9 protein-coding genes are annotated in these 12,596 nt (G+C 34.9%); 8 read left to right on the top strand and 1 reads right to left on the bottom strand.

The window, feature by feature from the left end:
- The first annotated feature begins 15 nt into the window (after window positions 1-15).
- The 7 genes from topA to IMCC3317_RS11310 all read left to right on the top strand — a co-directional run bounded on the left by topA (window position 16) and on the right by IMCC3317_RS11310 (window position 9,844).
- On the top strand, window positions 16-2,523 hold the full coding sequence (gene topA, locus IMCC3317_RS11340) for a type I DNA topoisomerase (RefSeq protein ID WP_160129619.1): 2,508 nt from the start codon (window positions 16-18) through the stop codon (window positions 2,521-2,523).
- Window positions 2,523-3,692 (top strand): formimidoylglutamase, encoded by a 1,170-nt coding sequence (locus IMCC3317_RS11335; RefSeq protein WP_160129618.1) that lies wholly within the window; start codon window positions 2,523-2,525, stop codon window positions 3,690-3,692. The genes topA and IMCC3317_RS11335 overlap by 1 nt, the downstream gene beginning before the upstream one ends.
- 151 nt (window positions 3,693-3,843) lie before the next feature.
- Window positions 3,844-5,208 carry a T9SS ring complex lipoprotein PorK/GldK gene (gene porK, locus IMCC3317_RS11330; protein WP_160129617.1) on the top strand — a complete coding sequence of 455 codons (1,365 nt, stop codon included), beginning with the start codon at window positions 3,844-3,846 and terminating at the stop codon, window positions 5,206-5,208.
- An 88-nt stretch (window positions 5,209-5,296) separates the two neighbouring features.
- Window positions 5,297-5,932 (top strand): type IX secretion system motor protein PorL/GldL, encoded by a 636-nt coding sequence (porL, locus tag IMCC3317_RS11325; RefSeq protein WP_160129616.1) that lies wholly within the window; start codon window positions 5,297-5,299, stop codon window positions 5,930-5,932.
- A gap of 54 nt (window positions 5,933-5,986) precedes the next feature.
- Window positions 5,987-7,549 (top strand): type IX secretion system motor protein PorM/GldM, encoded by a 1,563-nt coding sequence (porM, locus tag IMCC3317_RS11320; RefSeq protein ID WP_160129615.1) that lies wholly within the window; start codon window positions 5,987-5,989, stop codon window positions 7,547-7,549.
- Between the two features lie 20 nt (window positions 7,550-7,569).
- Window positions 7,570-8,463 (top strand): type IX secretion system ring subunit PorN/GldN, encoded by an 894-nt coding sequence (gene porN, locus IMCC3317_RS11315; RefSeq protein ID WP_160129614.1) that lies wholly within the window; start codon window positions 7,570-7,572, stop codon window positions 8,461-8,463.
- 307 nt (window positions 8,464-8,770) lie between these two features.
- Window positions 8,771-9,844 (top strand): NAD(P)/FAD-dependent oxidoreductase, encoded by a 1,074-nt coding sequence (locus tag IMCC3317_RS11310; RefSeq protein WP_160129613.1) that lies wholly within the window; start codon window positions 8,771-8,773, stop codon window positions 9,842-9,844.
- 363 nt (window positions 9,845-10,207) lie between these two features.
- Here the strand turns inward: IMCC3317_RS11310 and IMCC3317_RS11305 are convergent, their stop codons facing one another.
- Window positions 10,208-10,597 (bottom strand): DUF983 domain-containing protein, encoded by a 390-nt coding sequence (locus tag IMCC3317_RS11305; RefSeq protein WP_160129612.1) that lies wholly within the window; start codon window positions 10,595-10,597, stop codon window positions 10,208-10,210.
- Window positions 10,598-10,682: 85 nt separating this feature from the next.
- Here IMCC3317_RS11305 and IMCC3317_RS11300 point away from each other — a divergent pair, with 85 nt between their 5' ends.
- Window positions 10,683-12,596 (top strand): ABC-F family ATP-binding cassette domain-containing protein, encoded by a 1,914-nt coding sequence (locus IMCC3317_RS11300; protein WP_160131907.1) that lies wholly within the window; start codon window positions 10,683-10,685, stop codon window positions 12,594-12,596.

Genomic DNA, 12,596 nt, shown 5'->3' with positions numbered 1-12,596 from the left:
CTGAAAAAATCATATATGGCAAAGAATCTGGTAATTGTTGAGTCACCTGCAAAAGCAAAAACGATTGAGAAATTTCTTGGGAAAGATTTCAAAGTAGAATCGAGTTTTGGACATATTGCTGACTTACCTTCCAAAGAATTAGGTGTAAATGTTGATGGCGATTTTGAGCCAGAATATGTAGTCTCTGATGATAAAAAAGCAGTTGTAAAAAAACTGAAAGACTTAGCGAAGAAAGCAGAAATGGTTTGGCTCGCTAGTGATGAAGATCGAGAAGGAGAAGCAATTGCATGGCATTTATCGGAAACATTAAAGCTTACGCCAGAACGTACAAAGCGAATTGTATTTCACGAAATTACCAAAACTGCCATTCTAAAAGCAATCGAAAATCCAAGAGATATTGATTATAACTTAGTAAATGCACAACAAGCCCGAAGAATCTTAGACAGATTAGTAGGTTATGAATTGTCGCCAGTACTCTGGAGAAAAGTAAAAGGCGGATTATCTGCAGGAAGAGTACAATCGGTTTCGGTTCGTTTAATTGTAGAGCGCGAACGTAGTATTCAAGAATTCAATCCGCAAGCAACTTTCAAAGTAGCTGCCGAATTCCTAAACTCAGAAGGAAAAAAATTCAAAGCCAGACTCAATAAAACATTTCCAACACACAAAGCAGCAAAAGATTTCTTAGCTAAAAATGTTGGCGCCAACTTCAAAATTGCCAATTTAGAAACAAAACCAGCAAAAAAATCGCCAGCAGCGCCATTTACCACATCAACCTTACAACAAGAAGCATCGCGAAAGCTATATTTCTCTGTAAGTAAAACAATGACCTTGGCACAGCGTTTATATGAAGCTGGGTATATAACATACATGAGAACGGATAGTGTAAACTTGTCTAACGATGCAAAAAGCGCAGCGGAAGCAGAAATCACTCGTGCTTATGGAAAAGAATACAGCAAGCCAAGAAACTATAAAAGTAAATCAAAAGGCGCACAAGAAGCGCACGAGGCAATCAGACCTACCATTATGGAAAACCATTCGGTACAAGCTGAATACGATCAAGTTCGTTTATATGAACTCATCTGGAAACGTACTGTAGCTTCTCAAATGAGCGATGCGCAATTAGAACGTACCAACGCAAAAATTGAAGCAGATACACATGGCGAACGTTTTACTGCAAACGGTGAAGTATTAAAATTTGAAGGTTTCCTAAAAGTATATCTTGAAGGAAAAGATGATGACGAAGAAGAGCAAGACGGAATGTTGCCAACGTTAAAAGTTGGTGAGCAACTTGCCAATGAATACATTTCGGCGACACAACGTTACACACAAGCGCCATACAGATTTACGGAAGCATCTTTAGTAAAGCAACTAGAAGAACTAGGAATTGGAAGACCGTCAACATACGCGCCAACCATTTCTACGATTCAAAACAGAGGGTATGTTGACAAAGGAACTGTTGATGGAGTAGAAAGAAAATACGAGCAACTAACATTAGAAGGTGATAAAATCATTGAAAAAGAACTCACGGAGAAAGTAGGTTCAGACAAAGGAAAGTTAGTGCCAACGGATATTGGAATGATTGTAAATGATTTCTTGGTGAAAAATTTCGCTTCGATATTAGATTACAACTTTACTGCAAAAGTAGAGCAAGACTTTGATAATATTGCGGAAGGAAAAGAAGAATGGAAAGTGATGATGAAAAACTTCTATAATGACTTTCATCCAAAAGTAGAAGACGTAAAAGAAAATGCAGAACGTGAATCAGGTGAACGAATTTTAGGAAAAGATCCTGAAAGCGGAAAACAAGTAAGTGTGCGTTTGGGTAAATTTGGACCGATGGTTCAAGTTGGAACCGTTGACGATGAAGACAAGCCTAAATTTGCAAGTCTGAGTCCAGATCAACAACTAAACACCATCACTTTTGAAGAGGCAATGGATTTATTTCAGTTGCCAAAAGCACTTGGAGAATACAAAGGCGAAACTGTTGAGGTAAACAATGGACGTTTTGGTCCGTATGTGAAATTGGGTAAAAAATTTATTTCTCTTGATAAAGGAGAAGATCCTTTAAGTGTGGAAATGGACAGAGCTTTAGAGTTAATTAAAGCACGTGAACTAGCAGATGCGCCAATTGCTCAATATGATACTCATGACGTAACCAAAGGAGTTGGGCGTTTTGGTCCTTTCCTAAAATGGAATGGAATTTTCATTAATGTGAATAAAAAATATGACTTTGATAATCTTTCGCAAGAAGATATTGAGCAATTAATAGAAGAGAAGAAGCAAAAAGAAATAGACAAAGTCATTCATAATTGGGAAGAAGAAGGAATCCGCGTTGAAAAAGCACGTTGGGGAAGAAGCAATGTTCTTAAAGGAAAAATAAAAATAGAACTTCCAAAAACGGTTGATGCTTCAAAACTGACGTTGGAAGAAGTTCAGAAGATGATTGAAGAGAAAACTCCTAAGAAAAAAGCAAAAGCGAAACCAAAGGCAAAAGCGAAAGCGAAACCAAAAGCGAAAAAATAATGGAGTTTGAATTTTTATCGCCTGTCAATGATGTATTGATGGCTCATAATGAATTACTATCCCAACAGGCATTAGGAAATCAAATAGACATTCACACATCTAAAAATGGAATTCCTGAACATGTGATGACTGCAAAATTTGCAATCATTGCTGTATTGGAAAATCGTAGCGATATCAATTATTTGGGCGAAAAACTCAATCTATTAGAAATTAGAAAAGCATTATACAGTCTATTTCCAGGAAACTGGCAGCATAAAACTGTAGATCTTGGAAATTTACACAAAGGAGCATCGGTAGAAGATACATATGCGGCTTTAAAGGCGATTATGGAGCCGTTACTCAAAAATAATATCATTCCTATCATTATTGGCGGAAGTCAAGACTTAATGTACGCAATGTACAGAGCGTATGACAAGTTGGAGCAAATGGTAAACGTCGTAAATGTTGACAGTAAATTCGATTTCGGAGTTGTCAACCATGCGGTAAGTAATCATTCGTACATGGGAAAAATTATCATGGAAGCACCGCACAATCTGTTTAATTACAGTAACATTGGTTATCAAACCTATTTCAATTCGCAAGAAGAAATAGATTTAATGCGAAAATTATTTTTTGATACCTATCGTTTAGGAAAAGTATCAAACGACATTAGTATTGTTGAACCAATTACGCGTGATGCTGATATTGTTGGAATTGATTTATCAGCTGTAAAAGCATCTGAAGTAAGCGGAAATCAAAACACATCGCCCAACGGATTAGATGGGAAAGAAATCTGTGCTATCAGTCGGTATGCGGGAATTAGCGACAAAGTATCTTCCTTTGGAATCTTTGAATATAAAAATTCAAAAGATGAAGAAATTACTGCGATGTTAGTGGCGCAAATGATTTGGTATTTTATGGAAGGTGTAAATTATCGTGTTAATGATTATCCATTTGCATCAAAAGATGATTATTTGAAGTATATTGTGCCCAGTGATGTAGAAGAGATGATTTTTTACAAAAGTAACAAGACGGAAAGATGGTGGATAGAAATACCATTTATTTCAAGTTTGAATAATAAATTAAAAAGACATACGTTATTACCTTGCACACACCAAGATTATTTGAATGCTTGCAATCAAATTATCCCTGAAAGATGGTGGATGGCGTATAAAAAAAGTATTAATTAAAGAAGCGTGTTAAGAAAACCTTAAAATTATATTTAAAAAAAGCAATTCTAAACTATTAGTTTTTAGAACAAAAAATTGTTTTTTTAAAAATAAATAGATAGGTTTACGCCCTTAAAATCTATAAAAAACGTATTAACCTCAATAATTCCGTATGAAAAAGATTGTTGTATTAGCAGCCGTTTTAGCATTTCTTTATAGCTGTGGCTCTAAAGATCGAGGTGAGCTAGTCGGTGTCAAAGGTAAAAAATGGCATCCTGAAAAGCCTTATGGTATGACGCTAGTTCCAGGCGGATCCTTCATCATGGGTAAATCCGATGATGACATTGCTCAGACCAAAAACGCACCTACTAAAACCGTTACAGTACCTTCGTTTTACATGGACGAAACTGAAATCACTAATAGTGAATACAGAGAATTTGTGTATTGGGTAAGAGATTCCATTATCAGAACAAAATTAGCTATTCTAGCTGATGAAGAAGGGAAAACAGATCCTGCTGACGATGGTATTGCAAAATTTGCATTCAAAGATGTAGATACTGCAAATCAAACACAGTGGCAAAAATATAATCTTGATAACTATGTAGGTCTTGGAGTTACAGGTTATGAAGGTAGACGACTAAATCTCGATGAAGAGTTGATTTGGGACATGTCTGAAATTCCAGATGAGTTCTATGCTGAGGTAATGGATTCTATGTTAATTCCAGAAGCAGAATCATACAATGGACAGCGTACAATTAACTGGACAAAGGTAAGATTCCAGTATACATGGATGGATATTGAGAGTGCAGCTAAAAACAAAGGTTTAAAGCGTACGGAATTCATCAAAAGAGAAAATCTAGAAATCTATCCTGATACAACTGTTTGGATTAGAGACTTCGAATACTCGTACAACGAGCCAATGCATAATGACTACTTTTGGCATGATGCATACAATGACTATCCTGTAGTTGGTGTAACTTGGAAACAAGCAAAAGCTTTCTGTGAATGGAGAACATTAAAAAAGAATATCTACAGACGTGAAAGAAAACGTCATCAAGTAAATAGGTTCAGATTGCCTTCAGAAGCAGAATGGGAATATGCCGCTAGAGGTGGACTCGAAGGAGCTACATATCCTTGGGGTGGACCTTACACAATGAATGACAGAGGATGTTTCTTGGCGAACTTTAAGCCATTAAGAGGAAACTATGCAGCAGATCAAGCTTTATATACCGTAGAAGTTGATGCGTACGAACCAAATGATTTTAACCTATACAATATGGCTGGTAACGTAGCAGAATGGACAGCATCGTCTTACGATCCTAGTTCATACGAATACATGTCTACAATGAGTCCAAACGTAAATGATACACTAAACGCTCGTAAAGTAATTCGCGGTGGATCATGGAAAGATGTTGAGTACTTCTTACAAGTAAGTACAAGAGATTTTGAATACAGAGATTCCGCAAGAAGTTATATCGGATTTAGAACTGTACAAAGCTACATGGGAACTGATGTAGTTGGAGCAGGAAAAAGATAGTAAAAACTAAAAATACTAAAATTTAAACCACGGTTATCCCAATACTTAAACTTTATTAACTAAACACTAAACTAAAAATTAGATTATTATGGCAAAGAATGGCAAGATCACGCTGACGAACATGGTATATGGACTTGGAGCAGCAATTGTAATTGTAGGAGCATTATTTAAAATTCAACACTGGCCTTATGGAAGTGAAATTTTGACCGTAGGAATGATTGTAGAAGCACTCGTATTTACTTATTCTGCCTTTGAAAGGCAAACAAACGAATTAGACTGGTCATTAGTATATCCTGAATTATCAGGAGGTTCTATGAAAGCAAAAGCTAAAAAAGATGCAGAAGCTACTGATGCAGAAGGAATATTATCAAAGAAATTAGATAACTTATTAAAAGATGCTAAAATAGACAGCGAATTAATGGCTAGCCTAGGAACTAGCATTCGTAACTTTGAAGGAGCTGCAAAAAGTATCTCTCCAACAGTTGATGCAATTTCTTCTACTAAGAAATACAGCCAAGAAATGTCTTTAGCTGCTGCACAAATGGAATCTTTAAACAGTCTTTATAAAGTGCAAATGGAAAGCGCTAGTCGTCAAACGGTGATTAATGAAGAAGCTGCTGAAAATGCTACAAAATTAAAAGATCAAATGCAGTCTTTAGCATCAAACCTATCATCATTAAATGGTGTGTATGGTGGAATGTTATCTGCAATGAACAAAAACTAATTAGGATTATAATTTAATTCAACAAAACAAATTAACCAAAAAAACTAATTAGAAATGGCAGGAGGAAAATTATCTGCAAGGCAGAAAATGATTAACTTGATGTATTTAGTTTTCATCGCAATGATGGCAATGAATATGTCAAAAGAAGTACTTTCAGCTTTCGGATTAATGGAAGCAAAGTTTGCGGATGCAAATGAGGCAACCATTGATAGAAATGATAGATTATTATTAGAGCTGAAAACAAAAGCAGCAGAAAATCCAAAGGAATTTAAATCGCCTGCGGCAAAAGCGCAACAAGTAAAGATCGCTTCTGATAACTTATATGCATACCTTGAAACTTTAAAAGTAGAACTTTTAAGAGAAGGTGGATATGAAGTTGACGAAACTGGAAAACTTCCTTTTGAAGAAATGGATAAAACTGATATTTTAGACGAAGCTTGGTTTACAGGTGACAGATTGACTACAACAGGTCAAGAAGTGATGGCTAAAATTGAAGAATACAAAGTTAAAATTCAAACGATTCTTGCTACTGATGAAAGTTATAGAGGTAGAGCGGAAGCTTTTGAAAAAACATTCAGTACTGATAAAGTAGAAAATAACGATGGTAAAGAAATTGATTGGTTAGCATATAACTATCAAGGTTTTCCAGCAATCGCATCATATACGAAATTAACGGCAATGCAAAATGACATTAAAGTTAATGAGGCAAACATGTTCAGTCTATTCTTAGGAAATATTGTAACTGATGCTACAACATTAAACAATTATCAAGCAATTATATTAGCTGATAAGTCTGCTTTCTTTGCGGGAGAAAAATTCCAAGGAAAAGTAGTAATCGGTAAATATGCAAACGTTCCACCAACAAAATTAGTTGTACAAGGAAGCGAAATCAACTTATCTGAATCTATTGACGAAAGTGGAGCAGCAACGCTAGATTTTAATGTTGGAAATGTAGGTGAGCACGAAATCAAAGGTGAGTTTACATTTATTGAAAACAACAAAGAACTAAAAATTCCTATTACTGGTAATTATGTAGTAGTTCCAAAACCTAATTCAGCAACAATTTCTGCTGATAAAATGAACGTTGTTTATCGTGGAGTTGATAATCCAATGACAATATCATTTGCAGGTGTTTCTGATAACAAAGTAACTGCAAATGCTGCAGGATTAACAAAAATGTCAGGTAGTGGAAAATATAACATGAAGCCTCAATCAGGAACAAGTGTTACCATCAATGTGACTGCAAAATTAGACGACGGTTCTAGTACTGGTGATAAAGCTACATTTAGAATTAAAGAAATTCCTGCACCAACAGGATATTTCAGAGGAGTTGCAGGATCCACTAAAATGAGTAAATCTGGTGTTGCGAAAGGAACAGTACAAGCGAAATTAGATGATTTTGATTTTGATTTACCATTGAGAGTTACACAATTTGACTTCAAAGTGCCAGGACAACCAACAATTACGGTGAATGGTAGTAAGTTAGATTCAAGAGCTCAAAATGCTTTAAACAGAGCAAAAAGAGGCCAAACAGTACAAATCCTTAACATTAAGGCTAAAAGTAGTGGGCCGCTTATTAAAAGAGTAGCACCGGTAATTATTGAAATTACAAACTAAAAATTATTAAAACATTTGTTATGAATTGGAAAGGTTTATTTACAGCAGCATTTGCGTTCCTAATCACAGGAACAATACTTGGGCAAGCAAATTTATTGAATGCTAAAGATCCTGTAGAAATAGGAAAAAAAACGCAAGCGCAAAAAGATGCAGATAACGATGGTCCATTACCTTACGGATATGTAGACGATAGAGATATTCTTTGGTCAGCTACTACATGGGAAATCATTGACCTTGATGAAAGAGTAAATTTCCCTTTGTACTATCCAATAGATACAATTGGTATGCGTGCTGACAGACGTTCTTTATACGATATACTTCTAAAAAATGTTAAAAACAAAAACATTGCAAAAGTATACGCAGACGGAAACTTTACAGAAGTTCGTACGTATGAAAACATCAAAAATAGTTTACGTAAAATAGATACCTTAGATGCTGGTTTCGATCAATTAAACAGAGGAGAAAAACTCTCTGATGAATACATTGAAGTAAGAGACTTAACATCTGCCGATATTGAAGAATACCACGTAAAAGGAGTTTGGTATTTTGACAAACGTCAAGGAGAATTAAAATATAGATTGCTAGCCATTGCTCCAGTAGCACCAGATGTGCAATTTATAGATCAAGATGGTCAACAAGATTTAATTGAACTATTTTGGGTATTCTATCCAGACGTTCGTGAAATATTACACAGCGCCAAAGCATTCAACGATCGAAATGCAGCGAAACCTTTATCGTACGATCACTTGTTAAACGCCAGACGTTTTAATGGATTGATCTACAAAGAAGAAAACGTACAAGGAGATCGACGCGTAAGAGAATATGTAAGAGAAAATTCACTCATGCAGTTATTAGAATCTGAACGAATCAAAGAAAAGATCAGAGGAAAAGAACAAGACATGTGGAATTACTAAAATTCATAACATAACAATACAAAAAACGCTCACTATTCAGTGGGCGTTTTTTCGTTTAGTGAAAGTTGTACTATAGGTTCTCTGAAAGTATAAATTTCGTCAAACTGAACTTGATTCAGTTTCGCATAATCCTTGGAAATTAGAAAAATAAAATTCTGAATTACTATTGATTTAATTTCAATACATGTTTAAAATTGTAAGTTGAATTAACTTTTCTAACAATAACATCTTAAAATCAAACAGAAGGAATTCATTTTTTTTCACTTCAAAACTTGTCTTAAGATCAATACCTTTTATTTTTGCACTTATGGTAGATTATATAATTGTCGGATTAGGTTTAGCTGGAATTGCTTTCTGCGAAGAATTAGAAGCGGATGGAAAAACGTTTATTGTATATGAAGACAACTCTCAACAATCGTCTACGGTTGCTGGCGGATTGTACAATCCAGTCATTCTAAAACGATTTACACTAACTTGGAATGCTGATGAACAACTAGCAATTGCGTTGCCTTTTTACAATGCCTTAGAACAAAAACTAGGCGTAAAATTTGATGAAAAGCTAGCAGTCATGCGACGATTTACTGCCGTAGAAGAACAAAATATGTGGTTTGAAGCTTCCGACAAGCCAAAACTCTCAAAATACTTAGACACAAAGCTGGTCGTAAACACGAATAAATCTCTAAATGCACCTTTCTCTCTTGGAAGAGTAAAAAAAACAGGCAGAATCAACACAAAAAAATTACTCAAAGCATATCGCGAATATTTAGAAAGTGAAAATGTGTTACGGAAAGAGCGTTTTCAATATATCGATCTAATTATGGATGAAAATTCGGTTCGCTATCAAAACATAAAAGCCAAGAAAATTATTTTTTGCGAAGGTTTTGGAGTCAACCTCAATCCATATTTCAGTTACTTGCCACTAAAAGGATCTAAAGGCGAATTACTCATGATAAAAGCGCCAAATCTGAATTTAGACTATGTATCCAAATCATCCGTTTTCTTAATTCCACAAGGAAATGATATTTACAGTGTTGGCGCAACGTACGATTGGAAAGACAAAACACATGCAATTACGGAAGAAGCAAAAGCGGAATTGGTAGAAAAACTATCAAAACTCATCAATTGCGATTATGAAATTATAGATCAAGTTGCAGGAATTCGTCCAACAGTTGTAGATAGAAGACCTTTAGTTGGAATTCATCCAAATCATTCGCAAATAGCTATTTTAAACGGTTTAGGAACGCGTGGCGTCATGATTGGTCCAACGGTTGCAAAACAACTCTATAACCATCTAACGCATCAAGCAGCATTGCCAACCGAAATTGACATCAAACGCTTTGAACATATGCAACCTAAAGTTTCAAATAATAAGATCAATTAATCTAAATTTGACATAGAAATAACTCGTAACGGATTCTTTTCCGCAGTGTAGCAGACATTTTTCGTTAAGAATTTTCGAATCCTTGGAAATCGAAGATTCATGAACTCCTTAATATAAAATAGAAAACCGTGAACTAAAAAATTTAGAAAAATTCATGCGGTTTTAGTTTTTTTCAAAAAGAAAAACTAAAAATACCTCTGGAAAAGCGCACTTTCTTTTGTTGACGCCTGTGCTGAACTTGATTCAGTATTCTTTGTGCGAGCAAAGAAAAGAAAATAAAAAACTAATAATGAGATATTTAATTCGAAATTTACTTGAAGAGATCTGAATATTTTTTTTGAAGCTGTATCGAACTCGCGTTAACTAATCACGCTTCTCATCCAAATTCTTGTCGTAAGACATAAAAAGATTAATCCAAATATTTCGTGACAACCGCATAATTATAGGCATAAAGAAAATCAGTGTTCCCATAATTGCGAAAAAAGAAGTCAATAAAGTAGTGCCAAAAAGATATCGAGAAACAAAAAATGCTGCAAAAGCAAACCCAATTCCAACACCATAACTCACATACATAGCGCCATAAAAAAAAGAAGGTTCAATCTTATAACGAGTTCCACAATGCGAACATTTTTCATGCATTTTCAAAATATAGGCAAGCTTATAAGGGTTTTTTACCTCATACATGCGTTCATTATGACATTTTGGACAAGTTCCCGTTAAAATACTATATAATTTCGATCCTTTTTTTAACATTTGCAAAAATAAATTAAATATCAAGTTTTACTAAATACAAAAGTAAGGCTTCCATTCTATAAAAACTGTAACTTTTGTCATGCACATGATTAATATTCATAACATTGCCGTTGCTTTTGGCGGAACATACTTATTCAAAGACATTGCTTTCCGTTTAAATGCTGGCGACAGCGTTGGACTAATTGGGAAAAATGGCGCAGGGAAATCTACGCTTCTAAAAATTCTTGCCAAAGAAAACGAACCCGATGAAGGTGTAATTTCGACAGATAAAGATGTTGAAATTGGTTTCTTAAAACAAGATATTGAATTTACGCAAGGACGTACTGTTTTGGATGAAAGCTATGAAGCTTTTGAGGAAATTCGTGAAATAGAACTCAAGATCGATCATACAAATCATCAACTTTCTGAACGAACCGATTATGACACCGAATCGTATAATCAGCTCATTATAGATTTAAGCGAAAATACAACGCGTTATGAAATCTTAGGCGGATATAATTACAAAGGTGATACAGAAAGAGTTTTGCAAGGATTAGGTTTCAAACGAGAAGATTTTGACAAAAAAACAGATACATTTTCGGGTGGTTGGCGGATGCGAATTGAGTTGGCAAAACTTTTACTTCAAAAAAACGATGTCTTACTTTTAGATGAGCCAACAAACCATTTAGACATAGAATCTATCATTTGGTTGGAACAGTTCTTAAAAACGTTTCCTGGCGTAGTCATTATTGTTTCGCACGATAAAATGTTTCTAGATAACGTTACGAATAGAACGATTGAAATTTCCTTGGGAAGAATCTACGATTACAACAAACCCTATTCAAAATATTTAATATTACGTGAAGAACTTCGCGAGCAGCAATTAGCGACTCAAAAAAATCAAGAAAAGCACATTCAACATACGGAAAAGTTAATTGAAAAATTTAGAGCCAAAGCTTCCAAAGCTACGATGGCGCAATCGCTTATCAAAAAACTAGAAAAAATAGATCGTATTGAAGTTGATGGAGATGACAATGCTGTGATGTCGATTCAGTTTCCTATATCGGTTCAACCTGGAAAAGTAGTGTTAGAAGGTAGAAAAATCTCGAAACATTATGGCGAAAAGCAGGTTTTAACTACGATTGATTTATTTGTTGAAAGAAGCAGTAAAATTGCGTTTGTTGGTCAAAATGGGCAAGGAAAATCAACCTTAGCAAAAATTATTGTCAATGAAATTCCGCATGACGGAACGTTGGATTTAGGTCACAATGTGCAAATTGGATACTTTGCGCAAAATCAGGCTGAATATTTAGATGGCGAATTGACTGTGGAGGAAACTATGATTGAAGCGGCTGACGAAAAAACTCGCCCAAAAGTACGCGATATGCTCGGCGCTTTCTTATTTAGAGGTGAAGAAGCGGAGAAAAAAGTAAAGGTACTTTCTGGAGGCGAACGAAACCGTTTGGCGTTGTGCAAAATGTTGTTGCAACCTTTCAATGTATTAGTGATGGATGAGCCAACAAATCACTTAGATATCAAATCTAAAAACGTGCTTAAAAAAGCAATGGAAAAATTTGAAGGAACATTAATTCTGGTTTCGCATGATCGTGACTTTTTACAAGGATTAACCAACAAAGTTTATGAATTTAAAGATCAGAAGATAAAAGAATATTTGGGTGATATTAATTATTACTTGGAGGAACGAAAATTGGCAAACATGCGCGAAGTTGAAAAACGTACGGTTGTTAAGCAAGAAGTCGTTAAAACAGAAGATACAAAGCAATCGTATGAAGCGCAGAAAAAGCAAAAATCACTTAGCAACAAACTAAACAAAGTAGAACGTAACATTTCTGACTTAGAAAAAGAAATCAAAGACATTGATATTGAGTTGGCTGCCAATTATGAAGCAACTATTGCGAAGCCTAATTTTTTTGATAGTTACCAAGGGAAAAAGAAAAAATTAGAAACTTTCATGACTAATTGGGAAAATTTACAAGAACAAATGGACAAATTAAGCTGA

Source organism: Kordia antarctica (assembly GCF_009901525.1).
GTDB lineage: Bacteria > Bacteroidota > Bacteroidia > Flavobacteriales > Flavobacteriaceae > Kordia > Kordia antarctica.
Note: the sequence above shows the minus strand (reverse complement) of the source record. Positions and strands in the feature narration are given on the sequence as shown.